Annotated in this window: 20 protein-coding genes; 8 read left to right on the top strand and 12 right to left on the bottom strand. The window is 59.6% G+C overall.

Features of this window, described 5'->3' with window-relative positions; all coding sequences use genetic code 11:
* The first annotated feature begins 5 nt into the window (after positions 1-5).
* The gene (gene sulA, locus BLQ41_RS15280) at positions 6-479 is read left to right on the top strand and encodes an SOS-induced cell division inhibitor SulA (RefSeq protein WP_090182099.1); all 474 of its coding nucleotides are present in this window, start codon (positions 6-8) and stop codon (positions 477-479) included.
* A 90-nt stretch (positions 480-569) separates the two neighbouring features.
* Here sulA and BLQ41_RS15275 read toward each other — a convergent pair whose 3' ends face one another.
* From BLQ41_RS15275 to BLQ41_RS15245, 7 genes are all read right to left on the bottom strand, one after another.
* Positions 570-803, bottom strand: a complete 234-nt coding sequence (locus tag BLQ41_RS15275) for a hypothetical protein (protein ID WP_090188568.1) — start codon at positions 801-803, stop codon at positions 570-572.
* A 139-nt stretch (positions 804-942) separates the two neighbouring features.
* A complete protein-coding gene (locus tag BLQ41_RS15270) occupies positions 943-1,467 on the bottom strand; it encodes a DUF6586 family protein (RefSeq protein ID WP_090182097.1) in 525 nt (174 codons plus the stop codon).
* 142 nt (positions 1,468-1,609) lie between these two features.
* Positions 1,610-4,237, bottom strand: coding sequence for a type I DNA topoisomerase (topA, locus tag BLQ41_RS15265; RefSeq protein ID WP_090182096.1), 2,628 nt, complete (start codon positions 4,235-4,237; stop codon positions 1,610-1,612).
* A gap of 114 nt (positions 4,238-4,351) precedes the next feature.
* Positions 4,352-4,588 (bottom strand): DUF1653 domain-containing protein, encoded by a 237-nt coding sequence (locus BLQ41_RS15260; RefSeq protein ID WP_090182094.1) that lies wholly within the window; start codon positions 4,586-4,588, stop codon positions 4,352-4,354.
* A 100-nt stretch (positions 4,589-4,688) separates the two neighbouring features.
* On the bottom strand, positions 4,689-5,864 hold the full coding sequence (fadA, locus tag BLQ41_RS15255; protein ID WP_090182092.1) for an acetyl-CoA C-acyltransferase FadA: 1,176 nt from the start codon (positions 5,862-5,864) through the stop codon (positions 4,689-4,691).
* Positions 5,865-5,896: 32 nt separating this feature from the next.
* The gene (gene fadB / locus BLQ41_RS15250; RefSeq protein WP_090182091.1) at positions 5,897-8,044 is read right to left on the bottom strand and encodes a fatty acid oxidation complex subunit alpha FadB; all 2,148 of its coding nucleotides are present in this window, start codon (positions 8,042-8,044) and stop codon (positions 5,897-5,899) included.
* A 538-nt stretch (positions 8,045-8,582) separates the two neighbouring features.
* On the bottom strand, positions 8,583-9,020 hold the full coding sequence (locus BLQ41_RS15245) for a hypothetical protein (protein WP_090182090.1): 438 nt from the start codon (positions 9,018-9,020) through the stop codon (positions 8,583-8,585).
* Positions 9,021-9,124: 104 nt separating this feature from the next.
* Between BLQ41_RS15245 and BLQ41_RS15240 the strand changes: the two genes are divergently transcribed.
* Positions 9,125-9,562, top strand: coding sequence for a universal stress protein (locus BLQ41_RS15240; protein WP_090182088.1), 438 nt, complete (start codon positions 9,125-9,127; stop codon positions 9,560-9,562).
* A 103-nt stretch (positions 9,563-9,665) separates the two neighbouring features.
* On the opposite strand, the gene BLQ41_RS15235 is transcribed toward BLQ41_RS15240, so the two are convergent.
* Positions 9,666-11,585, bottom strand: a complete 1,920-nt coding sequence (locus BLQ41_RS15235) for an ATP-binding cassette domain-containing protein (protein ID WP_090182087.1) — start codon at positions 11,583-11,585, stop codon at positions 9,666-9,668.
* Positions 11,586-11,799: 214 nt separating this feature from the next.
* On the opposite strand from BLQ41_RS15235, the gene BLQ41_RS15225 reads away from it, so the two are divergent.
* Positions 11,800-13,728: a transglycosylase SLT domain-containing protein gene (locus tag BLQ41_RS15225; RefSeq protein WP_090182083.1), complete on the top strand. Its 1,929-nt coding sequence runs from the start codon at positions 11,800-11,802 to the stop codon at positions 13,726-13,728.
* Positions 13,729-13,858: 130 nt separating this feature from the next.
* On the opposite strand, the gene BLQ41_RS15220 is transcribed toward BLQ41_RS15225, so the two are convergent.
* Positions 13,859-15,658: an ABC transporter transmembrane domain-containing protein gene (locus tag BLQ41_RS15220; RefSeq protein ID WP_167360487.1), complete on the bottom strand. Its 1,800-nt coding sequence runs from the start codon at positions 15,656-15,658 to the stop codon at positions 13,859-13,861.
* A 238-nt stretch (positions 15,659-15,896) separates the two neighbouring features.
* Between BLQ41_RS15220 and BLQ41_RS15215 the strand changes: the two genes are divergently transcribed.
* Positions 15,897-16,076 carry a PA1571 family protein gene (locus BLQ41_RS15215; protein ID WP_090182080.1) on the top strand — a complete coding sequence of 60 codons (180 nt, stop codon included), beginning with the start codon at positions 15,897-15,899 and terminating at the stop codon, positions 16,074-16,076.
* Between the two features lie 185 nt (positions 16,077-16,261).
* Here BLQ41_RS15215 and pdxB read toward each other — a convergent pair whose 3' ends face one another.
* Positions 16,262-17,404 carry a 4-phosphoerythronate dehydrogenase PdxB gene (gene pdxB / locus BLQ41_RS15210; protein WP_090182079.1) on the bottom strand — a complete coding sequence of 381 codons (1,143 nt, stop codon included), beginning with the start codon at positions 17,402-17,404 and terminating at the stop codon, positions 16,262-16,264.
* Positions 17,405-17,579: 175 nt separating this feature from the next.
* On the opposite strand from pdxB, the gene BLQ41_RS15205 reads away from it, so the two are divergent.
* Positions 17,580-18,989: an MATE family efflux transporter gene (locus tag BLQ41_RS15205; RefSeq protein ID WP_090182077.1), complete on the top strand. Its 1,410-nt coding sequence runs from the start codon at positions 17,580-17,582 to the stop codon at positions 18,987-18,989.
* Here the strand turns inward: BLQ41_RS15205 and tusA are convergent.
* Positions 18,986-19,237 (bottom strand): sulfurtransferase TusA, encoded by a 252-nt coding sequence (tusA, locus tag BLQ41_RS15200; protein ID WP_007945068.1) that lies wholly within the window; start codon positions 19,235-19,237, stop codon positions 18,986-18,988. The genes BLQ41_RS15205 and tusA overlap by 4 nt on opposite strands.
* 194 nt (positions 19,238-19,431) lie before the next feature.
* The gene (gene rlmM, locus BLQ41_RS15195; RefSeq protein ID WP_090182076.1) at positions 19,432-20,505 is read right to left on the bottom strand and encodes a 23S rRNA (cytidine(2498)-2'-O)-methyltransferase RlmM; all 1,074 of its coding nucleotides are present in this window, start codon (positions 20,503-20,505) and stop codon (positions 19,432-19,434) included.
* Positions 20,506-20,727: 222 nt separating this feature from the next.
* Between rlmM and acnA the strand changes: the two genes are divergently transcribed.
* From acnA to BLQ41_RS15180, 3 genes are all read left to right on the top strand, one after another.
* Positions 20,728-23,469: an aconitate hydratase AcnA gene (gene acnA, locus BLQ41_RS15190; protein ID WP_090182074.1), complete on the top strand. Its 2,742-nt coding sequence runs from the start codon at positions 20,728-20,730 to the stop codon at positions 23,467-23,469.
* Between the two features lie 164 nt (positions 23,470-23,633).
* Positions 23,634-24,425 carry a CPBP family intramembrane glutamic endopeptidase gene (locus BLQ41_RS15185; RefSeq protein WP_090182072.1) on the top strand — a complete coding sequence of 264 codons (792 nt, stop codon included), beginning with the start codon at positions 23,634-23,636 and terminating at the stop codon, positions 24,423-24,425.
* A gap of 103 nt (positions 24,426-24,528) precedes the next feature.
* Entirely contained in the window at positions 24,529-26,094 is a 1,566-nt protein-coding gene (locus BLQ41_RS15180) for a methyl-accepting chemotaxis protein (RefSeq protein WP_090182071.1), read from the top strand.
* Positions 26,095-26,160 lie beyond the last annotated feature (66 nt).

Here is a 26,160-nt window from a genome sequence, read left to right as displayed (position 1 = left end):
GCTCTATGCAGTTCCCACACACACCACAACAAGCCCAACTGCCGTTGTTCGAGGCATTTCTGGCACAGCCATTGGCACCGATCCTGAAAGACGTGGTCGAGGCGCCTTGGGGCGCAGAACCCGAAGTCTTCAGCGAGCTGTCATTGCGTGGTGCGGCGGGGAACTGCCTGAATCTTCTGGCGCCCATTCTTCGGGAGCTGAGTCAGGATCAGGACGCACGCTGGCTGACATTGATTGCTCCGCCCGCCAGCCTGACTCAAGTGTGGCTGCGCGAAGCTGGCCTCAACCGCGAACGCATCCTGTTGCTGCAACCACGCGGCACTCAGAGTGCCCAGCAGCTGACTTGCGAAGCCTTGCGCCTGGGCCGCAGTCACACGGTTGTCAGCTGGCTTAACCCGCTGAACACAAACTCACGGCAACAACTGATCAGCGCAGCCCGTATCGGGGATGCTCAAAGCCTGAATATTCGACTGGGTTAACGTGCAACAAAGCGCCATTAATAGCGCAGGGCTTCTCAACGGACAGAGAAGCCGGACTGGAGCGGTATCAGCAGAAAGCGACGAACGGGATCAATGAAGGACCCGCGAGCTCTCATCCGTATTGAATTCACCTTCAACCAGGCGCCCTGCCATCTGCACGCCGACGCTCAACATCGCCTTGGCGACTTCCACGTGCTGGCCTTGCAAGAACACTTTGGCATCCTCGGAGAAATCCAAAGTAACCAGAGAACCTTCGTCCTCGGCCCTGCGCAGCTCGATTCGGCCGTCTGGTAACTCGACAATTTCTAGAAAGGACGTTGGCATAAAGGTCTGTTCTCCACGAAAGGCGGGGATTATATAGGCATCGGCCAGGCTTCGCTCAGTAACTTGACCAGATGTCATCACGAAGCAACATCTACCAGCGCTCATCCCTGAGCAGACGACACATCGGGTCATCCTTCCCTTAACACTCGTTCAAACCTTCGCGAAACCGAATCGCCAACCCTTTCAGGTTCTGACGCCAGCTCTCCAGCTCTTCCCGACTCAGCTCCTCTGGCGCCTCTTCATCATCCAGGTTAACCGCCAGGATGAGGGGTTGCGTCACATCGCCTTTAGGCTTGTGCGGAGCGCGAGGTGGTTGAAACAACGCTGCGTGGGCCGCCAACAGTTTGGCCAGCCAGGTTTCAGGGTTTTGCGCCAACTCGACCATCTCGGCCATTTCGGGAATGGCGATGGTGTCCAGCACCTCGCGAGTCAGCAGTAACTCGGCCCGAGGCGCGTTGGCCTGAGGCAGGCGATAGAAGCCGGCGATTTCATGACACAAGCCCAGCAGCGCACCGTACAGGTGGAACAGCGCCGATTCACGTCCTGCCTGAATCAACGCCAGGGAGTTCATTGCCCGCCCCTCTTCGGCTTTGGCCAGCGCTTCCAGCGACAAGCCGGCGAAATAAATCTTCTGGTTGGTGCGGGTATAGAGTTCGTGGGCCATGACGGCAGTCTCCACAACGAAATAATTGCTTCACGCAGGTCAGACAGTGTCGTGGATCACCTCCGCCTCCCGCAAGCACAAAACAAAAAGGCCGCATGAAAACCCGAGGGTTTGCATGCGGCCTTTTGCATACAGCGTCTGTTTAAGCCTTGGCTGCCGGACGCTTGTCTTCAACGGTCCACTTACCGCCGTCGTAATACGCCTTCCAGCCAGTCGGCTTACCGTCGACTTCAGTCTGCACGTATTGCTCTTTGGTCTTGCGGCTGTAACGGATCACGGCAGGCAGGCCGTCCGGATCCTTTTTCGGTGCTTCGCAGAGGAAATGATACTTCGGATCGATCTCATCCTTGTGCGGCACAATTTCCATGACCAGCGGAGCACGCGTCTCGCGGTTTTTCGGGAATTGGCTGGCGGCCAGGAACAGACCAGAAGCACCGTCACGCAAGATGTAGGTGTCGTTGACCTTCTCGCATTTCAGCTCAGGCATCTTCACCGGGTCCATCTTCGGCGGCGCCGCGTCACCGCTTTTCAGCAGTTTGCGGGTGTTCTTGCACGTTGCGTTGGTGCAACCGAAGAACTTGCCGAAACGGCCAGTCTTGAGCTGCATCTCACTGCCGCACTTGTCACATTCCAGGCTCGGACCTTCATAGCCCTTGATGCGGTAGTTGCCCTCTTCGACTTCGTAGCCGTCGCAATCCGGATTGTTACCACAGATGTGCAGCTTGCGCTTTTCATCCAGAAGGTAAGCATCCATCGCAGTGCTGCAAATCGGGCAACGGTGTTTGCCGCGCAGGACCAGCGATTCCGATTCACCCTCGTCGTCCGCAGCAATTTCATCGCCTGGCACCAGGTTGACGGTGGCCTTGCAGCGTTCTTTCGGCGGCAGGCTGTAGCCCGAGCAACCCAGGAACACGCCAGTGGACGCTGTACGAATCTGCATTGGACGACCGCACACCACACACGGAATGTCAGTCATTACCGGTTGGTTGGCGCGCATGCCGCCTTCGGCGCTCTCGGCTACTTCGAGCTTCTTCTTGAAGTCGCCGTAGAACTCGTCGAGCACGTTTTTCCAGTCGCGTTCGCCTTGGGCCACGTCATCGAGGTTCTCTTCCATGCCGGCGGTGAAGCCGTAGTCCATGAGATTGGAGAAACTCTCGGCCAGACGTTCAGTGACGATATCGCCCATCTTTTCCGAGTAGAAACGACGGTTGTGCAGCGCGACGTAGCCACGGTCCTGGATGGTCGAAATGATCGCTGCGTAGGTCGAAGGACGACCGATGCCGCGTTTTTCCATTTCTTTGACCAGGCTCGCTTCCGAGTAACGCGCCGGCGGCTTGGTGAAGTGCTGGGTCGGATCAAGCTTGATCAGCTTCATCGCGTCGCCCTGGGCCATGTCCGGCAGCACGTCGTCATCGCCTGGCTTGGCGATTTGCGGCATGACGCGGGTGTAACCGTCGAACTTCAGGATACGGCCCTTGGCGCGCAGCTCGAAATCACCGGCGCCGACAGTAACAGTGGTCGACAGGTATTGAGCCGGCAGCATCTGGCAAGCGAGGAACTGGCGCCAGATCAGCTCGTAGAGCCGCTCTGCGTCACGCTCCATGCCCGACAGCTTGCTTGGCTCGGTATTGGCGTCGGACGGACGAATCGCTTCGTGAGCCTCTTGTGCGCCTTCCTTGCTGCTGTAGACGTTCGGGGTTTCCGGCAGGTACTTCTTGCCGAACTCGCCTTCGATATAAGTGCGCGCCATCGTCACGGCATCGGCCGAGAGGTTGGTGGAGTCGGTACGCATATAAGTGATGTAGCCCGCTTCGTACAAACGCTGGGCCATCATCATGGTTTTCTTCACGCCGAAGCCCAGGCGGTTACTCGCCGCCTGTTGCAGGGTGGACGTGATGAACGGTGCCGACGGCTTGCTGCTGGTCGGTTTGTCTTCGCGCTTGACGATGCTATAGCTGGAAGCCTTGAGCTTCTCCAGCGCCGCCATGGCCTGGGCTTCGTTGAGCGGCTTGAAGGCCTCGCCTTTCTCGCGAGCTACGTCAAAGCGCACGGTCGCGCCCTTGGCGGTGCCCAGGTCGGCGTGGACTTCCCAGTACTCTTCCGGGTTGAACGCGCGAATTTCACGCTCACGCTCAACGACCAGCTTCACCGCCACCGACTGCACACGACCGGCAGACAGGCCACGGGCAACTTTGGCCCACAGCAGCGGAGAAACCATGTAACCCACGACACGGTCGAGGAAACGACGTGCTTGTTGTGCGTTTACACGATCGATGTCCAGCTCGCCCGGTTTGGAGAAGGCTTCCTGGATCGCTTTCTTGGTGATTTCGTTGAACACCACGCGCTTGTAGCGGCTGTCGTCACCACCGATGGCTTCGCGCAGGTGCCAGGCAATGGCTTCCCCCTCGCGATCCAAGTCGGTTGCGAGATAGATGGTGTCAGCATCCTTGGCGAGCCGGCGCAGCTCTTCGATGACCTTTTCCTTGCCCGGGAGGATCTCGTACTTGGCTTTCCAGCCATGATCGGGATCGACACCCATGCGCGAGACCAGCTGCTTGCGCGCTTTCTCTTTCGGCGTGAGCACCGGACCTTCACCCGCGGCGGCCTTGCCGCGCTTGGCGGCTGGCTCTTTGCTGGCGCTAGCCGAACCGCTGGTGGGCAGGTCTCGGATATGGCCGATACTCGACTTCACCACGTATTGGTTACCCAGATACTTGTTGATGGTCTTGGCCTTAGCCGGGGATTCCACAATGACCAGCGATTTGCCCATGGATCAGAAAATTCCTGAATTCTAGAAGTGAAAGGCGGTTGGCGCCTGACGCGGCACCGCTATATATAGTGGCTACAAGGTGAGGTCAAGCGCAGGGTTTTGCGCGCACTCAGCTTATGGCTTCGAAAAAAGGCTCGGTTCGGCTTGCACCAAAGCAAAGCGTGGCACCTGTTCGCCGTCAACTTCGACCGACTCCAGGAACATGTTCAAGGGACGCACCCAAAAGCCGTAATCGCCATACAGGGCTTGATAGAAGACCACTTCTTCTTCGGTTTCCGAGTGCCGCGCAATGCTGAATACGCGGTACTGTGGACCTTTGTAATGCTGGTAGAGCCCAGGTTGTATCGGCATGGCTTGGCCCTCACTCAAATCTTTTAAAAATAAAAACAAAAAATAAATTCAGAAAAACAAAAACCGGGGCACTTGGCCCCGGCTTCCGTCAACGGAACGCTTAAACGCGTTCGAAGACGGTGGAGATGCCTTGGCCGAGACCAATGCACATGGTGGCTACCCCGAAGGTGCCGCCATTTTGCTTCATCACGTTCAGCAGAGTGCCGGAGATACGAGCACCGGAGCAACCGAACGGGTGACCCAAGGCGATTGCGCCGCCGTGCAGGTTAACCTTCTCGTTCATCTTGTCGAGCACTTTCAGATCTTTCAGCACTGGCAAGGCCTGTGCAGCGAAAGCTTCGTTGAGCTCGAAGAAGTCGATATCGTTAATACCAAGGCCCGCACGCTTCAAGGCTTTTTGGGTGGCCGGTACTGGACCATAGCCCATGATTGCCGGGTCCACACCTGCCACTGCCATCGAGCGGATCACCGCCATAGGCTGGATGCCCAGGTCTTGTGCACGCTGCGCCGACATCACGATCATGCACGAAGCACCGTCGGTGATCTGCGACGAAGTACCTGCTGTCACGGTGCCGCCCTTCGGGTTGAAAGCAGGCTTGAGAGCCGCCAGGCTTTCCAGGGTGGTTTCCGGACGAATGGTTTCGTCGTAGTCGAACAGTTTCAGGAAACCGTTCTCGTCATAGCCCTGCATCGGGATGATTTCGTCTTTGAACTTGCCTTCCACAGTCGCCTTGTGAGCGAGCTGGTGGGAACGCACGCCGAAAGCATCCTGTTGTTCGCGAGTGATGCCGTGCATTTTACCCAGCATTTCAGCGGTCAGGCCCATCATGCCCGAAGCTTTTGCCGCGTACAGCGACATGTGCGGGTTCGGATCGACACCGTGCATCATGCTCACGTGGCCCATGTGCTCGACGCCGCCGACCACGAACACGTCACCGTTGCCGGTCATGATCGCTTGTGCGGCAGTGTGCAGAGCGCTCATCGACGAACCACACAGACGGCTGACGGTCTGGCCGGCGGCAGTGTGCGGGATCTGAGTCATCAGGGACGCCATGCGGGCGATGTTCCAGCCCTGCTCCAGGGTCTGGTTTACGCAGCCCCAGATGACGTCTTCGACTTCATTCGGGTCGACCTTGACGTTGCGTTCCAGCAATTTGCTGATCAAGTGCGCCGACATGTCTTCGGCGCGGGTGTTGCGGTGCATGCCGCCCTTGGAGCGGCCCATCGGAGTACGACCGAAGTCGACAATCACGACGTCTCTTGGATTCAAGCTCATAAAATTTCACTCTCGCTCAAAAGTTGGGACGCTTAACCGAAGAACCGTTGGCCGGTTTTGGCCATTTCACGCAGTTTTGCGGTCGGGTGGTACAGCGCGCCCAAATCAGCGTACTGGTCAGCCAGGGCAACGAACTCGGCAACACCGATCGAATCGATGTAGCGCAGCGCACCGCCACGGAATGGAGGGAAACCAATACCGTAGACCAGACCCATGTCGGCTTCGGCAGCAGTTTCGACGATGCCGTCTTCCAGGCAACGCACGGTTTCCAGGCACAACGGGATCATCATCCAGTTGATGATGTCTTCGTCGGTGACTTCGCGCTGCTCGTAAACGATTGGCTTGAGCACTTCCAGCACCGACGGATCGGCCACCTTCTTCTGCTTGCCTTTCTTGTCGGTCTCGTAGGCGTAGAAGCCTTTGCCATTCTTCTGGCCCAGGCGCTTGGCTTCGTAGAGGACGTCGATAGCCGAACGGCGATCGTCTTTCATGCGGTCCGGGAAGCCTTCAGCCATAACGTCACGACCGTGGTGACCGGTGTCGATGCCGACCACGTCCATCAGGTAGGCCGGGCCCATTGGCCAGCCGAATTTTTCCATGACCTTGTCGATACGGACGAAGTCCACACCAGCGCTGACCAGCTTGGCGAAACCGCCGAAGTACGGGAACAGCACGCGGTTGACCAGGAAGCCCGGGCAGTCGTTGACGACGATCGGGTTCTTGCCCATTTTCTTGGCGTAGGCAACGGTGGTGGCAACCGCCAGCTCACTGGACTTCTCGCCACGAATCACTTCAACCAGCGGCATCATGTGCACCGGGTTGAAGAAGTGCATGCCGACGAAGTTTTCCGGACGCTTGAGGGCCTTGGCCAGCAAGGTGATGGAAATGGTCGAGGTGTTGGACGCGAGGATGGTGTCCTCTTTGACCTTGTCTTCGACTTCAGCCAGCACGGCTTGTTTGACCTTTGGATTCTCGACGACCGCTTCGACAACCAGATCCACGTGACCGAAATCACCGTAGGACAGGGTCGGACGAATGCCGTTGAGCACTTCAGCCATTTTCGCCGGGGTCATGCGACCTTTATCAACGCGACCCACCAGCAGCTTGGCGGCTTCAGCCAGACCTTGCTCGATGCCGTGCTCGTTGATGTCTTTCATCAGGATCGGCGTGCCTTTGGACGCCGACTGATAAGCGATACCGCCACCCATGATGCCAGCGCCCAATACGGCAGCCTGCTTCACGTCCTTGGCGATTTCGTCGTAGGCCTTGGCCTTTTTCTTCAGCTCCTGATCGTTCAGGAACAGACCGATCAAGCTCTGCGCGGCAGAGGTCTTGGCCAGTTTGACGAAACCGGCCGCTTCGACTTCCAGCGCCTTGTCACGACCGAAGTTCGCGGCTTTCTGGATGGTCTTGATCGCTTCAACCGGCGCCGGGTAGTTCGGGCCAGCTTGACCAGCCACGAAACCTTTGGCGGTTTCGAAAGCCATCATTTGCTCGATGGCGTTCAGCTTGAGCTTTTCCAGCTTCGGCTGACGCTTGGCCTTGTAGTCGAACTCGCCGGAGATGGCGCGCTTGATCAGTTCAAGAGCCGCTTCCTGCAGTTTCTCAGGAGCAACCACCGCATCGACGGCGCTGACTTTCAGTGCGTCTTCAGGACGGTTTTCCTTGCCGGAGGCAATCCACTCGATGGCGTTGTCGGCACCGATCAGGCGCGGCAGACGCACGGTACCGCCGAAACCAGGGTAGATGCCCAGCTTCACTTCCGGCAGACCGATCTTGGCCTTGGTCGACATGACGCGGTAGTCCGCCGCCAGGCACATTTCCAGACCGCCGCCTAGGGCGATACCGTTGATCGCGGCGACAGTCGGGACGTTGAGGTCTTCGAAATCGCTGAAAATCTTGTTGGCTTCCAGATTGCCAGCAACAAGCTCGGCATCAGGCAGCTTGAAGTTCTCGACAAATTCGGTGATGTCGGCGCCGACGATGAAGACGTCCTTGCCACTGCTGACGATCACACCCTTGATCGAAGCATCTGCCTTGATGGTGTCTACGGCCTGACGCAGTTCGTTCAGGGTTAGACGGTTGAACTTGTTGACGGACTCACCCTTGAGGTCGAATTTCAATTCGACGATGCCACTTTCAAGAGCCTTAACCGTGATGGCTTTACCTTCGTAAATCATCAACTGATCTCCACGATATGGAAGCTGAACAGTACACGTCGGACGCAGGCGAATGGCTTGGCAGGACGTTTAACGTCGATGCTACGCCAATCCACCCGGCACACCCGCCAACGCGATAGTCGGGATTCTGTAGGAGCATTCTGAAAACAAACGCTCAATTCATACGCCCGTTTGATTTGGGTACGCCACCTTCACGGAATTTCCGACAATTGTCAATCGCCCAAAATACGGGTTGAAACGCGACTTTGCGGTCACTTCCGTACTGCGAAGATCTTCAACACGCGGATGCATGTGTAGCCATTCATAGAATCAATAGTTAGAAAAGTCGCCCTAATTCGCTGCAGCCTTTGTTTAACAAGCTACGCTGGCGGGAACCTGAGGAAAAAAAATCAACGCCGCTGGCGAATGCCCGCCGTAAAATCAGCGACATAAAGAATTACCGGCCTGCCTGGCCAACCCCAGCCCGATGATGATGTCGGGCTTTTTATTGCCTGTCTGTCGGAGGTTTCGCGCCATTGCAGCGCGAAATGTCCACGGGTCATGCCAGCGCTTTCAGCACCGCATCAATGTCCTGCAATACTGTCGCTTCTCCTTTCTCGCCCCAATACAAGGTAATCATTTGCTTGTCCGCCTCGACCTTGTAGACATTGGCTGGCAATTTTTCGAAATGATTGAGCAGCGCTTGATCCTCGCAGACCTCCTGCCACTGATTTACCCACACGCCCGGCGACTTTTGCCAGTAACTCCAGCATGCGGGCTGGTTGCCGCGACGCGGTCGGTGGTACTGGGCACAAGGGCTCGGCGGCTCCTGACTCAGCCAGTGCGGCCACTCTTGCGGCGCCAGTTGCATGGACAGCCCGATGCGCCGCGCCTCCATCCGCAATGCCATTCGTCCACTCTGCCCGCGAGACGGGCGCAACCATGCCAACGGGCTCAGTACCACCAGCAGGATTGACACCACTATCCAGACCGTCATATCTGTACTCCCGATTCTTGATGGGCGCTTTGAGTCACTTTGGAACCAATGCGCTTGAAACCAGCCATACTTACCAATATTGCAATCCTCAGGAGGAGCACCTCATGCCCTACACCCACATTCTGGTCGCTGTAGACCTAACCGAAGAGTGCGACCCTGTCATCCACCGTGCTCGCGAGCTGTCGGTGAGCAGCGGTGCGAAATTATCCCTGGTTCACATCGTCGAACCCATGGCCATGGCCTTTGGCGGCGATGTCCCCATGGACCTGTCACAACTGCAACAACAACAGTTTGATCAGGCCAAGGAGCGCCTGGACCGGTTGATCGTGAAATACCCTGAACTCTCCAAGGAATACAGCCACCTGACCTACGGCCAGCCACGCCAGGAGATCCACCATCTGGCCAAGGAACAAACCTGTGACCTGATCGTGGTGGGCAGCCATGGCCGACACGGCCTGGCACTGCTGCTGGGCTCGACCGCCAATGACGTGCTTCACGGTGCGCCTTGCGATGTGCTCGCGGTGCGCCTGATCAAAAGCTAACCGCTCGCTCCCACAGGGCATCTACCGCAACCTGTAGATCGCAATCCATACAAAAAGCCCGGCGTTCATCACTGAACGCCGGGCTTTTTTATCGCAGGGTCAATCAGGCATCCAGCTCGGCCCAACGCTCGACCATCACGTCCAGTTCAGCCTGCAACTGTTCCAGCTGAGCGATCACCGCTGCTGTTTCCGTGGCCGGACGCTGATAGAAAGCCGTATCTGCCATCTGAGCTTCAACGGTAGCGATCTGCTTTTCCATGACTTCAATCTGGCCCGGCAGCATTTCCAGCTCACGCTGCAATTTGTAGCTGAGCTTTTTCTTAGCCACCGGTGCTTCGACCGCAGCTGCCACCGGCGCTGCTTCGGCAGTCACGACCGCGGAGGTCAGGTCAGCCTTGCCGGATTTGCTCTCGGTCACGCCCAACAGACGCGGCGAACCGCCCTGACGCAACCAGTCCTGATAACCACCGACGTATTCGCGAACCTTGCCTTCACCTTCGAAGACCAGGGTACTGGTCACCACGTTGTCGAGGAATGCCCGGTCGTGGCTGACCATCAGCACGGTGCCGTTGAAGGTCAGCAAGACCTCTTCCAGCAGTTCGAGGGTTTCCACGTCGAGGTCGTTGGTCGGTTCGTCGAGGACCAGCAGGTTGGCCGGCTTGCTGAACAGTTTCGCCAGCAGTAGACGCGCACGCTCACCACCCGACAGCGCCTTGACCGGCGTGCGGGCACGCTGCGGGCTGAACAGGAAGTCGCCAAGGTAGCTCAGCACGTGACGGCTCTGACCATCGATATCGATGAAGTCGCGACCTTCGGCGACGTTGTCGATCACGGTCTTTTCCAGGTCCAGCTGATGGCGCAACTGGTCGAAGTAGGCCACGTCGATGCGCGTCCCCTCTTCCACTGTGCCGCTGGTCGGTTGCAGACCGCTGAGCATCAGCTTCAGCAGTGTGGTCTTGCCGGTACCGTTGGCGCCGAGCAGACCGATACGGTCGCCGCGCGTCAGGACCATCGAGAAGTCCTTGATCAGGAACGGGCCACCCGGGTGAGCGAAGCTCACGTTCTCAAGGACCATCACCTGCTTGCCGGATTTGTCAGCGGTGTCCAACTGAATGTTGGCCTTGCCGGTACGTTCACGACGCTCGCTACGCTCGACGCGCAGGGCTTTCAAGGCACGTACGCGGCCTTCGTTACGGGTGCGGCGCGCCTTGATGCCCTGGCGGATCCAGACTTCTTCCTGGGCCAGTTTCTTGTCGAACAGCGCGTTGGCGGTTTCTTCCGCCGCCAGCGAGGCTTCTTTGTGCACGAGGAAACTGGCGTAGTCGCCGTTCCAGTCGATCAGGCCGCCGCGATCCAGTTCCAGAATGCGGGTGGCAAGGTTCTGCAGGAATGAACGGTCGTGCGTGATGAACAGCACGGCGCCCTGGAAATCCTTTAGCGCTTCTTCGAGCCAGGCAATCGCACCGATATCCAGGTGGTTGGTCGGTTCGTCGAGCAGCAGCAGGTCCGGTTCGGAAACCAGGGCCTGAGCCAACAGGACGCGACGACGCCAGCCGCCAGACAATTGGGCGAGGGTTTTGTCGGCTGGCAATTGCAGACGGCTCAAGGTGCTGTCGACCAGTTGCTGCAGACGCCAGCCATCACGGGCTTCGAGGTCGTGCTGGACATGCATCAGCTTGTCCAGGTCGGCATCGGTGACGATGTTCTGGCTCAGGTGGTGATACTGCGCGAGCAGCTCGCCGACACCGTCCAGGCCTTCGGCAACCACGTCGAACACGGTCCGCTCGTCGGCTACCGGCAATTCCTGCGGCAATTCGCCAATCTTGAGGCCAGGCGCACGCCAAACGGAGCCCTCATCGGGCTTCTGGTCGCCCTTGACGAGCTTCATCATGCTGGACTTGCCAGTGCCGTTGCGGCCGATGATGCACACCCGCTCTCCACGGGCGATCTGCCAGGACACCTTGTCCAACAACGGCATAGCGCCGAAAGCAAGGGACACATCGCTGAATTTGAGCAGGGTCATGAGCTTCTCCAAAAACCGGGCGCGTATTCTACCTGACTTGAGGCTTCAGAAGGCCGGCAATTTCACCTTCGTATCACTCTGCATGACAATTGTTGCGAACTTGTGCCGCAAGGCCGGCAAAGCTTTCGCCCATTGCTGGCAAAAGGCTAAGCTACAGATTATCCAGTGCGACTTACGTCAGCACTTGTCATGATTTTCTCTGCCCGGACGTCTCATGCGCAGTCGCCTTTTCAGTCTTTTATCTTGTTTGATTCTCTCTGCCGCTGCCGTTCAGACCGCCCAGGCGGTGGACCTGTCTACCCAACGACAATATTACGATGAGGCCAAGCGTGCCCTGGCCAAGGGCGATACCGGCCCTTATTTCCGCTACAGCCAGGCCCTCAGCGATTATCCGCTGGAACCGTACCTGGCTTACGATGAACTGACCGCTCGGCTGAAAACCGCCAGTAATGCCGAGATCGAAAAATTCCTCGCCGAACACGGCGACCTGCCGCAGGCCAACTGGATGAAACTGCGCTGGTTGCGCTGGCTGGCCGAGCGCGGTGACTGGGCGACCTTCGTCAAGTACTACGATCCCAAGCTCAACTTCACGGAGCTGGACTGCCTGAACGCGCAATATCAGATCGGTCACAACCAGAAAACCGAAGGCTACGCCAACGCGAATAAACTCTGGCTGACCGGCAAATCCCAGCCCGCTGCCTGCGATGCACTGTTTGGGCAATGGGCCGCCGAAGGCCAGTTGACCGAACAGAAACGCTGGGAGCGCGCCAAGCTTGCCGCCCAGGCGCGCAACTATCCGTTGGCCAACAGTCTGGTCAGCGGCCTGACCACCCTGGCCCCTCGAGGCCGCCTTCTGGTTGATGTGGCGCAAAAACCCGAGCTGCTCAACCAGCCTTCGCGCTTCACCCCGGCCGACGAGCCGATGTCTGACGTGGTCAGCCTCGGCCTGCGCCGCCTGGCCCGCCAGGATCCCGACAAGGCGATGGACTTGCTCGATGGCTATGCCAGCAGCATGCACTTCTCCCGTGATGAGAAAGTGGCCATCGCCCGTGAAATCGGCTTGACCCTCGCCCGTCGGTTCGACCCGCGTGCGCTGGACGTCATGACCAAATACGATCCCGAGCTGCGCGACAACACCGTGTCGGAATGGCGCCTGCGTCTGTTGCTGCGTCTGGCCCGCTGGGACGATGCGTATCAACTGACCCGCCGCTTGCCTCAGGATCTGGCGATCACCAATCGCTGGCGCTACTGGCAGGCTCGCAGCCTGGAACTGGCGCAGCCGCAGAACCCGGAAGCGCAAACGCTCTACAAGAATCTTGCTCGTGAGCGCGACTTCTACGGCTTCCTTGCCGCCGACCGTTCGCAGTCTCCGTATTCGCTGGCGAACAAGCCGCTGGTGCTGAGCCAGGCATTGATGAACAAGGTGCGCAACACCCCAGGCGTTCGTCGCGCCCTGGAGTTCCACGCTCGCGGGCAGATCGTCGATGGGCGCCGTGAGTGGTATCACGTCAGCCGACACTTCAATCGAGATGAAATGGTCGCCCAGGCAAAACTGGCCTACGACCTGAAATGGTATTTCCCGGCGATCCGCACCATCAGCCAGGCGCAATACTGGGACGATCTGGACATCCGCTTCCCGATGGCCCACCGCGAAACCATGGTGCGTGAAGCCAAGGTCCGCGGCCTGCACTCGAGCTGGGTGTTTGCCATCACTCGCCAGGAAAGCGCCTTCATGGACGACGCCCGCTCCGGCGTCGGCGCCAGCGGCCTGATGCAACTGATGCCGGGCACCGCCAAGGAAACCGCGCGCAAATTCAGCATCCCCCTGGCCTCGCCGCAACAAGTGCTCGACCCGGACAAAAACATCCAGCTCGGCGCCGCCTACCTGAGCCAGGTTCACAGTCAGTTCAACGGCAACCGCGTCCTCGCCTCCGCCGCCTACAACGCCGGCCCTGGCCGCGTTCGTCAGTGGTTGCGTGGCGCCGATCACCTGAGCTTCGACGTGTGGGTGGAGAGCATCCCGTTCGACGAAACCCGCCAGTACGTGCAAAACGTGTTGTCGTACTCGGTGATCTACGGCCAGAAACTCAACTCGCCACAACCACTGGTGGATTGGCACGAGCGGTATTTTGACGATCAATAACCGGGTTTTGTAGGATCCATGTAGGAGCTGTCGAGAGAAACGAGGCTGCGATCTTTTGATCTTTTGATCTTTTTCGGCACCGCTGAAGATCAAGATCAAAAGATCGCAGCCTCGTTTCTCTCGACAGCTCCTACAAGGGCAGGCCGAGTTCGGCCTTGCCATCGCTGAACTGCAACGCCGCCAGCCGCGCATACAGCGCATTGCTCGCAATCAGTTCCTGATGCGTTCCCACCGCCACCAGTTTTCCCTGGTCCATCACCGCGATCCGGTCGGCGTTTTTCACCGTAGCCAAACGATGGGCGATGACCAGTGTGGTGCGGTTTTTCATCAGGCTCGGCAGGGCTTGCTGGATCAGGTGTTCGCTCTGCGCGTCGAGGGCACTGGTGGCTTCGTCCAGCAGCAGGATGGGGGCATCCACCAGCAGCGCCCGGGCGATGGCCAGGCGCTGACGCTGACCGCCGGACAATCCGAGACCGCCGTCCCCCAGATGAGTCTGGTAACCATTGGGCATTTGCTCGATGAACTCATGGGCGTAGGCGATTTTTGCGGCTTCCTGGACCTGGGCCAGAGTCGCCGTCGGATTACCGTAGCGGATGTTCTCTTCGATACTGCCGAAAAACAGCGCCGGGTTTTGCGAGACCAGGGCGAAACAGCGGCGCAGATCGAGGGGATCGAGTTGGGTCAGCGGCACACCATCCAAAAGAATCTGCCCTGACGCCGGATCGTAGAAACGCAGCAGCAGGTCATACACCGTTGACTTGCCGGCACCGGAGGGACCGACCAAGGCGAGGGTTTCCCCGGCATTGATGGTCAGGCTCAAGCCATCGACGGCATAGCTCTGCGGTCGCGAAGGATAGGAAAAACGCACGTCTTGCAGCGCCAGATTGCCTTTCACCCGATCAGGCAGGGTCACCAAGCCAGTGGTTGGCGGCTGGATGATGTTTTCCGAACGCAGCAACTCGGCAATACGTTCCGCCGCCCCTGCCGCGCGCTGCAGCTCGCCGATCACTTCGCTCAACGTGCCGAAGGCGCTGCCGACAATCAGGCTGTAGAAGACAAATGCCGCCAGCTCACCCGCCGAGATGCGCCCGGCGATCACGTCCATGCCGCCGACCCAAAGCATCACGCCGACGGCGCCCAGCACCAGCACGATCACCAGCGTAATCAGCCAGGCCCGCTGGAAGATGCGTTTGCGAGCGGTGTTGAACGCCTCTTCAACGGTCACGGCGAATCGTTGCTCGTCCTGGACCTGGTGGTTGTAGGCTTGCACGGTTTTGATCTGGCCAAGGGTTTCGGAAACATAGCTGCCGATGTCGGCAATCCGGTCCTGACTCAAACGCGACAAACTGCGCACCCGGCGGCCGAAGATCAGGATCGGCGCGATCACCAGGGGCAACGCCACCACCACGATGCTGGTGAGTTTGGGGTTGGTGATGAACAGCAAGACGATCCCGCCGATCACCATCAGCAAATTGCGCAGAAACAGCGACAACGAAGAGCCGATTACCGATTGCAGTAACGTCGTGTCGGCAGTCAGGCGCGACTGAATTTCGGAGCTGCGATTGTCTTCGTAAAAACCGGGATGCAGATAAACCAGGTGATTGAACACTTGCCGGCGGATGTCCGCGACAACGCGCTCGCCGATCCAGGACACCAGATAAAACCGCGCAAAGGTGCCGATCGCCAGCCCCACCACCAACACCATGAACAGGCCGATGGACTGGTTGAGCAGGTGCGGCGACTGGGTCATGAAACCCTGATCCACCAACAACCGAATCCCCTGCCCCATGGACAAGGTGATGCCGGCGGTGACGATCAATGCGAGCAAAGCACCGAAGGCTTGCCAGCGATAGGGTGCCAGAAAACCCAGGGTAAGGCGCAGCGCGCGGCGGTGACGGGCAGAGAGCATCGAGGTTTTCCAGGTACGCATTGGATGGCTCAGCCTACACCGCTCAACGTGGGCTGAAACGCTGTAAATCACAATGAGTCACTTTAATTATGTCCGCAGAGACTAGGCGCTAGACGCTATTGGTCTAAAGTGCGGCTGGCAACGTTCGGGAATTTCTGGTGGAGTGGGGTTGCCGATCTGGAAAGACCGTAGGGAGTTGTCACAGCCCGGTCACCTGGCGGTTTTAAAGTAGGCACACAACCTGAAGAGGAGACAGGCCATGTCCTTGCAACACAGCAGCGAAGACAAGATTCAAGTGATCCGCACACAGCCCGACCAGTCTTTGGGTTGCTCGATTATTGATGAGAATGGGCGCGAAGTACCGATCACTGAAGACATGATCCAGGACGCTTGCCGCGAACTGGAAAAGCGATTGGTCAAGCCTGCCGAACAAGAGTGATATAGCCACCGTCTTCTTGACCCGGCACTGATGGCCGGGTTTTTTATGGGCGCTTTTCCTGAAATTGCGGCGCGGCCATCGCGAGCAGGCTCGCTCCCACAAGAGATCTCCAGCGAATACAGCTTTTGCATACGACAAAATCAATGTGGGAGCGAGCCTGCTCGCGATGGCGCCAACCCGACTCTTCAGACAGTCAAGGCACCCAAAGCCGACACAATCTTCAGCAACTCAGGCGAATCCCCCTCGATCCGTACCTTGAGCCCATCGATCTCGCGCCGCTGCGGGTAATGCTTGCGCAACGCATCAAACGCCGCACGCTGTTCGCTCACATTGCCGACAAGGCTACGACGGAAGTCCGCATCATCGCGGCGCGGGTCGTACACGCCGCGGCACAGCATCGCCAGCGCCCAGGCCGGATCGCTTTCGGCGCTCAGGGTGACCTGCGACAACCACGGCGCCGGCAGCAAATCGTTCAAGCTGACCTGCGGCGCTTGCCCGATAAATTCGCAATAGGCCTGGTAGATCTGCGCCGTCCCGCGCTGTTTGCCGTCAAGGCTGTAACCGGCAATGTGCGGCGTCGCTAAAACACAGAGCTCGGCCAGCGCCACATCGACTTCGGGTTCGCCTTCCCAAACGTCGAGCACCGCTTGCAGGTCTTCACGCTGCATCAACACCTGGCGCAGGGCGGCGTTGTCCACCACCGGGCCTCGACTGGCATTGATCAGCCAGGCGCCGGATTTGAGCTGGTTCAGGCGGTTTCTGTCGAACAGATGCCAGGTCGACTGGGCGCCGTGTTTTTTCAAAGGGGTGTGCAGGCTGATGACGTCGCATTGTTCGATGATGTGTTCGAGACTGACGTAATCGCCGCCTTCAGCGGCTTGCCTTGGTGGATCGCACACCAGCACGTTCCAGCCCAGGCCGCGCAGTACCTTGACCAGGCGACCACCGACTTCACCGGCACCGACCACACCGTAAGTGCGCTGGTTCAGGTCGACGCCCTCGATCTCGGCCAGGGTCAACAGACTGCCGAGCACGTAGTCGACCACGCCGCGGGCATTGCAGCCGGGTGCGCTGGACCAAGTGATACCGGCCTGCTGAAAGTAGTCCAGGTCCAAGTGATCGGTACCAATGGTGCAGGTGCCGACAAAACGCACCTTGCTGCCTTCGAGCAACGCGCGGTTGACGTTGGTCACCGAACGCACCAGCAGCACATCGGCCTGCTCGACCGTGGCGCGGTCGATGGAGCGTCCCGGCACTCGGCGGATTTCACCGAAACGTTCGAAGAAGGCATCGAGCAGCGGGATATTTTCGTCGGCAACAATCAGCATGGCAGGCTCCTTTGGGGGATCGGCAGTTTAGGCGTAGATGAAGGTGATGGGCCACCCAGGATGCATAAACATCCGCAAACCGCTTACAAATCCCTAACACAGGACTTTTCCTGACCGCTGCGTCAACGCGTAGAATGCGCCGCCTCGCGCCTCAAAATCTTTGGACGTTTCGCCCTTGAATTCCGTAACTGACCGCCCCGCCGCTACTTCCCTCACCCGTCCGGCCCGGGTTCGCCTGGAGCTCAAAACCCTGCTCGCGCTCGCGCTGCCGATCATGATCGCGCAGCTGGCAACCACCGCCATGGGCTTCGTCGATGCGGTGATGGCCGGTCGGGTCGGACCGCGCGACCTGGCGGCGGTGGCGCTCGGCAACTCGATCTGGGTGCCGGTGTTCCTGTTGATGACCGGCACGCTGCTGGCCACTACCCCGAAAGTCGCCCAGCGTTTCGGCGCCGGCACCCACAGCGAGATCGGTCCGATCGTGCGTCAGGCGCTGTGGCTGGCATTGGTCGTGGGCCTGATCGCGACGACCATGCTGTTCAGCGCCGAACCGATCCTGCACATGATGAAGGTCGATCCGGAGCTGATCGGCCCGTGCATGCAGTACCTGCACGGCATCGCCAGCGGCCTGCCTGCCGTTGCCATCTACCATGTGTTGCGCTGCTTCAGTGACGGTCTGGGCCGCACACGCCCGGCGATGGTCCTTGGCCTGTGCGGCCTGGCGCTGAACATTCCGCTGAACTACATCTTCATCTACGGCCACTTCGGTGTGCCCGCCATGGGCGGTGTCGGCTGTGGCTGGGCCACGGCGATCGTGATGTGGGTGATGGCGCTGGGGATGGCCGGCTGGGAGCGCTGGGCACCGGCCTACCAGTCAAGTCAGTTGTTCAGCCGTTTCGACTGGCCGCAATGGTCGGTGATCAAACGCCTGCTGGGCATCGGCTTGCCCATCGGCATTGCGGTGTTCGCCGAGTCGAGCATTTTCGCGGTGATCGCCCTGCTGATCGGCAGCCTCGGCGCCACAGTGGTTGCCGGACATCAGATCGCGCTGAACTTCAGCTCGCTGGTGTTCATGATCCCCTACTCCCTGGGCATGGCGGTGACGGTTCGGGTCGGCCAGGCACTCGGGCGCCAGGAGCCGCGCGAGGCGCGCTTCGCCGCCGGGGTCGGCATGGGCACGGCGCTGGCTTACGCCTGTATTTCGGCGAGCATGATGCTGTTGCTGCGCGAACACATCGCAACGATCTACACCGCCGACCCGACGGTGATTCGCGTGGCATCGATGCTGATTGTGTATTCGGCGCTGTTCCAGTTTTCCGACGCGATCCAGGTGACCGCGGCCGGGGCGTTGCGCGGTTATCAGGACACGCGGGTGACGATGATCCTGACCCTGTTCGCCTATTGGGGGATCGGTTTGCCGGTGGGTTACGCCCTGGGCCTGACCGACTGGTTCGGCACACCGAGCGGCCCGAGCGGGCTGTGGCAGGGTTTGATCGTGGGCTTGAGCTGCGCGGCGCTGATGCTGTCGATCCGCCTCACGCGTAGCGCACGCAAGCGGATCCGCATCAGCTCTTCGGCGGGTTAAGCGAGTTTCTTGCGGATCCAGTACAGGTAGGTGCCCGCCTCTTCGTGCTGCGCGACCAGTTCGTGGTCGAGAAACACGCAGAATTTGGGAATGTCGCGACGGGTCGAGGGATCGGTCGCGATTACCTTGAGCAGGCCGCCAGGCACCAGGTCACGGATGTGCTGGTGCAGCATCATCACCGGTTCCGGGCAGTTGAGGCCGGTGGCGTCGAGGGTGCCGTCTACCGGCGTATCAAGCATTTCACTCATGATTAACTCCTGAAACTGGCCGGCATTGTCGCGCATTGCCGGGGGTTCGGTCATCTTTTGCGTTACGCGTTGATCGTTCCCACGCTCCGCGTGGGAATGCCGCCGGGGACGCTCTGCGTTCCGCCTTTGGATGTGACGCAGAGCGTCACGGGATGCATTCCCACGCGGAGCGTGGGAACGATCAGTGCACAACTTCAGCGGGACTTGGGTTTCTTTGTGTCGAGTCGGCGCAAATGGCAGGTCACTTCTTCGCGGTCGTGATAGAGCTGCTTGCAGCCGATCTCGACGCGAATGCCACGGGCCTTGAAGCCATCGGCAATCCGCTCCAGCAAACGCTTCACTTCGGCGTAACGCTGTTTCATTGGCAACTTGAGATTGACCACCGCTTCGCGGCAATGCCCCTCGCCAATCCACTCTTCGAGCATCGCGGCGTTGCGCGCCGGCTTCTCGACGATGTCGCAGACCATCCAGTCCACCGGCTGCTTGGGCTTGAAGGTGAAACCGTCGGCCATCAAGTGTTGCACCAGGCCGGTGTCCATCAGGCTTTCGGCCATCGGCCCGTTGTCGATGGCGGTCACCAGCATGCCACGATTGACCAGCTGCCAGGTCCAACCGCCCGGCGCGGCGCCGAGGTCGACGCCGGTCATGTCGCTGTGCAAGCGCTCATCCCACTGATCGCGTGGGATGAAGTGGTGCCAGGCCTCTTCCAGTTTCAGCGTCGAACGGCTCGGCGCTTCACGCGGGAACTTCAGGCGTGGAATGCCCATCGGCCACATCGCCGAGTTGTTCGACTCGGCCAGGCCCATGAATACTTCGCGGCCACTTTTGAACGTCAGCAGCAAACGCGGCTTGTGGGCGTCTTCGACCAACTTGCCCGCCGCCATCAGCGCCTTGCGCAGGTGACCTTCGAATTTCTTGCAGAAGTTTGAAAGCTCTTTGCCATCATTGGTGTCGACCATTTCCAGCCACAGGCTCCCGCACAGCGGGAAATCGGCCATGTGCGCGAGGATCACGCTGATGCGGTCGGTTTCCGGCAGGTCGATGAAGATCCCGCGCGCCCATTGGCGTGGAAAGATCAGCTCGGCGAACCGTTGGCCGCGCATCAGGCGCTCGGCGCCGTCTTCTTCGGTGCAGATGAACTCGGCGCAGGCGCTGGCGGTCTTGGCCTTGGCATAACCGGCCACGTTCAGCCGTGCGGCGTGTTCGGAGATCTCGGAACAGACTTCGCCTTCGAAGCCCGGCCGGCAATGCATAAAGAGGGTGTTCATTCTTACTCCTGGGCAGATGGCGAGGAATTCAGCCACTGCGCGATGCCCAGACTTGCGTTGAAGCAAAGCCTGTCACGAAAACCGGCGCATGATAGCCGAGATCGGAACCTTGGACTTGTCCATAGAGTCCAGTTATTAGCTTTAACGTCCAAACAGGGCTAGGTTGAAAGCTCTGTCCGTCCCCTCAGTCCGTAGCCCTACGGACTCAAAGGAGTGATCGCAATGCCGTCCCTCGATAGCCTTAAATCCCTTAAAACCCTGCAAGTCGACGACAAGACCTACCATTATTTCAGTCTGCCCGACGCTGCCAAGAGCCTCGGTGATCTCGACAAATTACCGATGTCGTTGAAAGTGCTGTTGGAAAACCTGCTGCGCTGGGAGGACGAAAAAACCGTCACCGGCGCCGACCTGCGGGCGATTGCCGCCTGGCTCAAGGAGCGACGCTCCGATCGCGAAATCCAGTACCGCCCCGCGCGAGTGCTGATGCAGGACTTTACCGGCGTGCCCGCCGTGGTCGACCTGGCCGCCATGCGCGCCGCCATGGCCAAGGCCGGCGGCGATCCGCAGCGGATCAACCCGTTGTCGCCGGTCGACCTGGTGATCGACCACTCGGTGATGGTCGACAAGTTCGCCAGCGCCAGCGCCTTCGAGCAGAACGTCGACATCGAAATGCAGCGCAACGGTGAACGTTACGCCTTCCTACGCTGGGGCCAGAGCGCTTTCGACAACTTCAGCGTGGTGCCGCCGGGCACCGGCATTTGCCACCAGGTGAACCTTGAATACCTGGGCCGGACCGTCTGGACCAAGGAAGAGGACGGCCGCACCTATGCCTTCCCCGACACCTTGGTCGGCACCGATTCCCATACCACCATGATCAACGGCCTCGGCGTGCTCGGCTGGGGCGTCGGCGGGATCGAAGCGGAAGCGGCGATGCTCGGGCAACCGGTGTCGATGCTGATTCCGGAAGTGATCGGCTTCAAACTCACCGGCAAGCTCAAGGAAGGCATCACCGCCACCGACCTGGTGTTGACCGTCACGCAGATGCTGCGCAAGAAAGGCGTGGTCGGCAAATTCGTCGAATTCTACGGTGACGGCCTCGCCGACCTGCCGCTGGCCGACCGCGCGACCATCGCCAACATGGCTCCGGAATACGGCGCCACCTGCGGCTTCTTCCCGGTGGACGACATCACTCTGGAATACTTGCGCCTGTCGGGTCGCCCACTGGAAACCGTGAAACTGGTCGAGGCCTACAGCAAAGCACAGGGCCTGTGGCGGTTGCCGGGCCAGGAGCCGGTGTTCACCGACACCCTGGCGCTGGACATGGCCAGCGTCGAAGCCAGTCTCGCCGGGCCAAAACGCCCACAAGACCGCGTCTCGCTGCCGAATGTCGCGCAGGCGTTCAGCGACTTTATCGAGCTGCAATTCAAACCCACCAGCAAGGAAGTCGGTCGCCTCGAAAGTGAAGGCGGTGGTGGCGTTGCGGTGGGCAATGCCGATATGGCCGGTGAAGCCGACTACGAATACGACGGCCAGGTCTACCGGCTGAAGAACGGCGCGGTGGTGATCGCGGCGATCACCTCGTGCACTAACACGTCCAACCCGAGCGTGATGATGGCCGCTGGCCTGGTGGCCAAGAAAGCCGTGGAGAAAGGCCTCAAGCGCAAACCGTGGGTCAAGAGTTCGCTGGCCCCAGGCTCCAAAGTGGTCACCGACTACTACAAGGCTGCAGGCCTCACTCAATACCTGGATGAGCTGGGTTTTGCCCTGGTCGGCTACGGCTGCACCACCTGCATCGGCAACTCCGGGCCTTTGCCGGAGCCGATTGAAAAAGCCATTCAGGCTGCCGACCTGACCGTTGCCTCGGTGCTGTCGGGCAATCGCAACTTCGAAGGGCGCGTGCACCCGCTGGTGAAAACCAACTGGCTGGCCTCCCCACCGCTGGTCGTTGCCTACGCGCTGGCCGGCACGGTACGCATCGATATCAGCAGCGAGCCTTTGGGCACTGACAAGGATGGCAACCTGGTTTACCTGCGGGACATCTGGCCGAGCACCAAGGAAATCGCCGACGCGGTGAATCAGGTCAACACCGCCATGTTCCACAAGGAATACGCCGAAGTGTTTGCCGGTGACGAGCAGTGGCAGGCCATTGAAGTGCCGCAAGCAGCGACCTATGTCTGGCAGGACGATTCGACCTACATCCAGCATCCACCGTTCTTCGATGACATCGGCGGGCCACCACCGGTGGTCAAGGATGTCGCTGCGGCGAAGATTCTCGCGCTGCTTGGCGATTCGGTGACCACCGACCACATTTCCCCCGCGGGCAACATCAAGGCTGACAGTCCCGCCGGCCATTACCTGCGCGAAAAAGGCGTGGAGCCGCGGGACTTCAACTCCTACGGCTCGCGTCGCGGCAACCACGAAGTGATGATGCGCGGCACTTTCGCCAACATCCGTATACGCAACGAAATGCTCGGCGGCGAAGAAGGCGGCAACACGATCTACATCCCCACCGGGGAAAGGATGCCGATTTACGATGCCGCCATGCGCTATCAAGCGTCGGGCACGCCGCTGGTGGTGATTGCCGGTCAGGAATACGGCACGGGTTCAAGCCGCGACTGGGCCGCCAAGGGCACCAATCTGCTGGGCGTGAAAGCGGTCATTGCCGAAAGCTTCGAGCGCATCCACCGTTCCAACCTGGTGGGCATGGGCGTGCTGCCGCTGCAGTTCAAGCTGGATCAGAACCGCAAGAGCCTCAACCTCACCGGCAAGGAAACCCTGGATATCCTGGGTTTGACCGGCGTCGAGCTGACGCCGCGAATGAACCTGACCCTGGTGATCACCCGCGAAGATGGCCAGCGCGAGAAAGTCGAGGTGCTGTGCCGGATCGATACCCTCAATGAAGTGGAGTACTTCAAGTCGGGAGGGATTTTGCATTACGTGTTACGGCAGTTGATTGCGTCGTGATCCACCGCTGACAAAGACACCGCCTTCGGGCGGTGTTTTTTGTTGTGGGGATATTTCGTCTCTATAATCGCCGCGCTGTTGTGCGCCGGTCACCCCATCCCCCTGAACAACACCTCCCACGGGGAAACGCGGTGCCCGCAAATTTCTGGACTCAAGGACTTGTAATGATTGCCCTGCCATGGATGTATCTGGCCCTCCTCTCCCTCGGCTACGCTCTTGCACTGACCTACGGCCACCTCACCTGGCTCGCCGGCATTTCCTTTGCTTTGCTGCTGATCGCCGGTTTCGCCGTTCGCCAACGACAGGTTGTCGTCGCGCGCTACCTGGGCCACGGGGTGTTCATTGTCCTGGCCCTTTCACTGGCGACCCACTGGCTGCCGGGTTTCTACAACGGTCGCGCCATCGCCCCGCAACGCTTCACCGATGATGCCGTGCAGTTCGCCATGTACCTGAATCTGGACAAACCCCTGATCGGTTTCTGGCTACTGCTGGCTTGCCCGTGGATTGTCGGCGCTCGCTCGCTGCGCCTGTCCCTCGGTGCCATTGCACTCGCCCTGCCCATTAGCGCCGTGCTCGCTCTGGGTGGTGCGCTATTGCTGGGCGTAATCCATTGGGCACCGAAATGGCCGGACCAAGCCGGATTGTGGGTGCTGAACAACCTGTTGCTGGTGACGCTGGTGGAGGAAGCGTTGTTTCGCGGTTATATCCAGGGCAGCCTGAGCCGGTTTTTGAAAGACCGGCCCTACGGCGAACACCTGGCGTTACTGCTGGCCTCGTTGTTGTTCGGCCTGGTGCATGCAGGTGCGGGCGCGCAATGGGTGCTCCTGGCGAGCCTGGCAGGTGTCGGCTATGGTCTGGCCTACCGTTTTGGCGGTTTGGGCGCGGCCATCGCCACCCATTTCGGCCTGAACGTGCTGCATTTCGCACTGTTCACGTACCCGATGCTCGCTGGCTGATGCAATGGCTGTTTTGCGACGCGCTGCTGATTATCGAAAAATAATTTCAATAAATACCTGACACCGCCGACAACCTCTCAAAGCCTTGCGGATTGAAAAAGCCATGCGTAATAACCAGCCCACCACACAACGCGAACGGACCTTCCCGGCTCAGCAACGGTTGATATCCACCACCGATGCCAAGGGCGTGATCACCTACTGCAACGACGCCTTCGTCGAAATCAGCGGGTTTTCTCGTGAGGAGCTGATCCGCGCGCCGCACAACCTGGTTCGTCACCCCGACGTCCCGGCGGCGGTGTTCGCGCACATGTGGGCCACACTGAAACAAGGCTTGCCATGGATGGGCATTGTCAAGAATCGCTGCAAGAGCGGGGATCATTACTGGGTTAACGCCTACGTGACGCCCGTTTTCGAAGGCAATCAGGTGATCGGTTACGAGTCGGTGCGGATCAAACCCACCGCCGAACAGATCCGCCGTGCCGAAGCGCTCTACCAACGCATCAACCAGGGCAAGTCGCCGATTCCTTCAAGGGACAAATGGCTGCCGGTGCTTCAGGACTGGCTGCCGTTCATTCTGGTCAGCCAGCTGAGCTTCATGATCGGTGCCACGCTGACGTCGCAATGGGGCTTTGCCCTGGCCGCCGGCCTCTCCGTGCCGTTGGGGCTGATGGGCTTGAGCTGGCAACAGCGCGGCCTCAAGCGTCTGCTGGTCCTGGCCGGGCAAACCACTTCCGACCCGCTGATCGCGCAGATGTACACCGACAGCCGCGGTGCTCAAGCGCGCCTGGAGATGTCGATCCTCAGCCAGGAAGCACGCCTGAAAACCTGCCTGACCCGTCTGCAGGACACCGCCGAGCACCTCACCGAGCAAGCGAAGCAATCCGACGCCCTGGCGCATAACAGCTCCACAGGCCTGGAACGTCAACGCGTTGAAACCGAGCAAGTGGCCACTGCCGTCAACCAGATGGCCGCCACCACTCAAGAAGTTGCCAGCCATGTGCAGCGCACCGCCGATGCGACTCAGGAAGCCAATCGCCTGACCGGTCGCGGTCGCGACATTGCCGGGGAAACCCGCGACGCCATTCAGCGCTTGTCGGTGGTGGTCGGCGAAACCGGCCAGACCGTGACCCAACTGGCCAAGGACAGCGACGAAATCGGCGGCGTGGTCGATGTGATCAAGGGCATCGCCGACCAGACCAACCTGCTGGCCTTGAACGCCGCCATCGAAGCAGCCCGTGCCGGCGAGATGGGCCGTGGTTTTGCGGTGGTGGCCGACGAAGTGCGCCAACTGGCGCAACGCACCAGCGAATCCACCGGGCAGATCCATGCCCTGATCGCCAAGCTGCAACAGACCGCCAGCACCGCAGTACAAACCATGGAAGCCGGGCATCGCCAGGCTGAAGAAGGCGTGGCGCGGGTACTGGAAGCGGATCAGGCGCTGGTGGGAATCAGTGAAGCGGTGGCCAACATCACCGACATGACCACGCAGATTGCCGCAGCGACCGAAGAGCAAAGTGCGGTGGCCGAAGAAATCAGCCGCAACATCAGCAACATCTCGCACCTGGCTGACCAGACCTCGGAACAGGCGCAGAACTCGGCGTTGTTGAGTGAAGAGCTGACCAAAACCGCGAATACCCAGTATTCGTTGGTGGAGCGGTTTAACCGCTGATTGTTCTGGCAATACAAAAAACCCGGATAGCGAGAGCTTCCGGGTTTTTTATTGTCGCTCACCGCG

The organism is Pseudomonas arsenicoxydans, assembly GCF_900103875.1.
Taxonomy (GTDB): domain Bacteria; phylum Pseudomonadota; class Gammaproteobacteria; order Pseudomonadales; family Pseudomonadaceae; genus Aquipseudomonas; species Aquipseudomonas arsenicoxydans.
Note: the sequence above shows the minus strand (reverse complement) of the source record. Positions and strands in the feature narration are given on the sequence as shown.

Coding starts and splice junctions, on each gene's coding strand:
- acnA (WP_090182074.1), top strand. CDS start 20,728: ATGCCGTCCCTCGATAGCCTTAAATCCCTTAAAACCCTGCAAGTCGAC.
- topA (WP_090182096.1), bottom strand. CDS start 4,237: ATGGGCAAATCGCTGGTCATTGTGGAATCCCCGGCTAAGGCCAAGACC.
- BLQ41_RS15245 (WP_090182090.1), bottom strand. CDS start 9,020: ATGACGGTCTGGATAGTGGTGTCAATCCTGCTGGTGGTACTGAGCCCG.
- fadA (WP_090182092.1), bottom strand. CDS start 5,864: ATGAGCTTGAATCCAAGAGACGTCGTGATTGTCGACTTCGGTCGTACT.
- BLQ41_RS15240 (WP_090182088.1), top strand. CDS start 9,125: ATGCCCTACACCCACATTCTGGTCGCTGTAGACCTAACCGAAGAGTGC.
- BLQ41_RS15235 (WP_090182087.1), bottom strand. CDS start 11,585: ATGACCCTGCTCAAATTCAGCGATGTGTCCCTTGCTTTCGGCGCTATG.
- fadB (WP_090182091.1), bottom strand. CDS start 8,044: ATGATTTACGAAGGTAAAGCCATCACGGTTAAGGCTCTTGAAAGTGGC.
- BLQ41_RS15275 (WP_090188568.1), bottom strand. CDS start 803: ATGCCAACGTCCTTTCTAGAAATTGTCGAGTTACCAGACGGCCGAATC.
- sulA (WP_090182099.1), top strand. CDS start 6: ATGCAGTTCCCACACACACCACAACAAGCCCAACTGCCGTTGTTCGAG.
- BLQ41_RS15260 (WP_090182094.1), bottom strand. CDS start 4,588: ATGCCGATACAACCTGGGCTCTACCAGCATTACAAAGGTCCACAGTAC.
- pdxB (WP_090182079.1), bottom strand. CDS start 17,404: ATGCTGATTGTTGCCGACGAAAATATCCCGCTGCTCGATGCCTTCTTC.
- BLQ41_RS15215 (WP_090182080.1), top strand. CDS start 15,897: ATGTCCTTGCAACACAGCAGCGAAGACAAGATTCAAGTGATCCGCACA.
- BLQ41_RS15220 (WP_167360487.1), bottom strand. CDS start 15,658: ATGCGTACCTGGAAAACCTCGATGCTCTCTGCCCGTCACCGCCGCGCG.
- BLQ41_RS15270 (WP_090182097.1), bottom strand. CDS start 1,467: ATGGCCCACGAACTCTATACCCGCACCAACCAGAAGATTTATTTCGCC.
- BLQ41_RS15180 (WP_090182071.1), top strand. CDS start 24,529: ATGCGTAATAACCAGCCCACCACACAACGCGAACGGACCTTCCCGGCT.
- rlmM (WP_090182076.1), bottom strand. CDS start 20,505: ATGAACACCCTCTTTATGCATTGCCGGCCGGGCTTCGAAGGCGAAGTC.
- tusA (WP_007945068.1), bottom strand. CDS start 19,237: ATGAGTGAAATGCTTGATACGCCGGTAGACGGCACCCTCGACGCCACC.
- BLQ41_RS15225 (WP_090182083.1), top strand. CDS start 11,800: ATGCGCAGTCGCCTTTTCAGTCTTTTATCTTGTTTGATTCTCTCTGCC.
- BLQ41_RS15185 (WP_090182072.1), top strand. CDS start 23,634: ATGATTGCCCTGCCATGGATGTATCTGGCCCTCCTCTCCCTCGGCTAC.